Source organism: Sutterella parvirubra YIT 11816 (assembly GCF_000250875.1).
GTDB classification, from domain to species: Bacteria; Pseudomonadota; Gammaproteobacteria; order Burkholderiales; family Burkholderiaceae_F; genus Sutterella; species Sutterella parvirubra.
The window spans coordinates 2007-4017 of sequence record NZ_JH604906.1 but is presented as its reverse complement, the minus strand read 5'-3'; the positions used below and the strand labels follow the sequence as shown (position 1 = coordinate 4017).

2 protein-coding genes are annotated in these 2011 nt (G+C 63.9%); both read left to right on the top strand.

The genetic code is table 11. The features are described 5' to 3' along the window. The coding region (locus HMPREF9440_RS11815; protein ID WP_040763316.1) for a cytochrome-c peroxidase at nucleotides 1-602 on the top strand (602 nt) is incomplete at its 5' end. 385 nt (nucleotides 603-987) lie between these two features. Beyond that, the gene (locus HMPREF9440_RS02755) at nucleotides 988-1824 is read left to right on the top strand and encodes a MetQ/NlpA family ABC transporter substrate-binding protein (RefSeq protein WP_040763314.1); all 837 of its coding nucleotides are present in this window, start codon (nucleotides 988-990) and stop codon (nucleotides 1822-1824) included. Nucleotides 1825-2011: the final 187 nt, after the last annotated feature.

Sequence of the window (2011 nt, the reverse complement as noted above, 5' to 3'; positions counted from 1 at the left end):
CGATCCCGGGCTACGGCGCCTACTTCAAGGCGGCGTTCGGCGACAGCAAGGTCGACATCCAGCGCATCACGGACGCGATCGCCGAGTTCGAACGCACGCTCGTGACGCCCAACGACCGGTTCGATCAATGGTTGAAGGGCGACAAGAAGGCGATCACCGAAGAGGAACTCGCCGGCTACCAGCTCTTCAAGCAGTCGGGCTGCACGATCTGCCACAACGGCGCGCAGCTGGGCGGCCAGTCCTTCCAGAAGATGGGTGTGGTCCGTCCCTACGAAACGACCAACACCGCCGAAGGCGTCAAGGCCGTCTCCGGCCGCGACCAGGACCGCATGAAGTTCAAGGTGCCGGTGCTGCGCAACGTCGAACTCACCTATCCGTACTTCCATGACGGCGCGGCGCAGACCCTTGAGGAAGCCGTCGAGGTGATGGGCGACGTCCAGCTCGGGAAGCGCTACACGAAGGAAGAAACCGCGAAGATCGTCGCGTTCCTGAAGACGTTGACGGGCGAACAGCCCAAGATCGTCTACCCGATCCTCCCGCCCAACGGCCCGGACACTCCGAAGTTCGAACCGTGGAAGGCGAAGGAAGAAGCCAAGAAGTGACTTCCGGTTGAGCCGTGAGCTTCCGATCCTTCACGGCTCGCCGAAATCCGCCGCCCGGAGGCCCCGAGAGGGCCCCGGGCGGTTTCGTTTTTGAGCCCCCGGCAGCCCATCAGCTTTCCCCGAAACATCCGGTTTCCCGTGGAACACCCACATCCGGCCAGTCCAAATCGCCGACTTTCGCGGTATTACCTGCGCGCCTAAGGAAAAGTGATCAGACGCCTTGCCGGACGCTCTGCAAGAATGGAATCATCGGGATCCGCTCTGCGACCCTTCCGTCCCCGTCCCTTCGGACGGTCCTCCGGAAGCCCCCCAGAACCCTCAAACCCGCGGTGCGGTTCCCTCCCGCATTTCCATTCCTCACGCAACTTTCTTGGAGTACAGCATCATGGAACGACGCACTCTCGTACGAGCCTTTGCCCTCGGCGCCTTCACCCTGACGAGCGTCCCGGCGATGATGCTCGCGGGCTGCTCCAAGTCGGAGCCGGCCGCGACGGATGCGCCCGCGGTCTTCCGCGTGGGCGTGACGGCGGGGCCGCACGCCGACATCGTGACCGAGGCCGTCAAGGTCGCGAAGACCAAAGGCCTCACCGTCGAGGTGGTGGAGTTCACGGACTACATCACGCCCGACACGGCGCTGAACGACAAGAAGTTGGACGCCGCGGTCTACCAGCACGAGCCGTTCTTGAACGCCTTCAACCGCGAACAAGGCACCAAGCTCGTCAAGGTCGCCGACGCCGTCGTGCAGCCGATGGGCTTCTACTCGAAGAAGTACAAGTCGGTGGAAGACATCCCCGAGGGCGCCACCTTCGCGATCCCGAACGATCCTTCGAACGGCGGGCGCGGGCTCCTTCTCATTGAAGCCGCGGGCCTGATCAAATTGAAGGCCGACCGCGGCGCGGAAGCCACGCTGGCCGACATCGTCGAGAACCCGAAGAAGCTCCGCATCCAGGAACTCGAAGCCGCGCAGCTTCCCCGCTCGATCGACGACCTCGACGTCGCCTGCGTCCCGATGAACTACGTCATCAGCTCGGGGCTCTCGCCCGAAAAGGACGGATTCTTCTTCGAAGACCGGAACGCCCCCTATGCGCTCATCATCATCGCCGCCCGCGAGGACAACAAGGACGCCGCGGCCGTGAAGACCTTTGTCGAGAGCTACCAGTCGCCCGACGTGCGCGCCTTCATCGAGAAGACCTTCCAGGGTCAGGTGCGCCCGGCGTGGTGAGTCTGATTCCACCTGCATGAGCGGCCCCCGACGGCCGCCGGATCCGAACGAGAGGCCGGTCTTCCGGAAGGAGGCCGGCCTCAATGCATGTAAAGAGAGAAGAGAGAAACAGAAAAGACGAAGGGCGCAGATCCGCCCAGGGATCAGCGCCCTCCTTCGTGCCGGGCGGCCGGGGCAGCCCGCCCCG

Excerpts from the sequence above, each read along its gene's own strand:
- HMPREF9440_RS02755 (WP_040763314.1), top strand. The coding sequence starts at position 988 with ATGGAACGACGCACTCTCGTACGAGCCTTTGCCCTCGGCGCCTTCACC.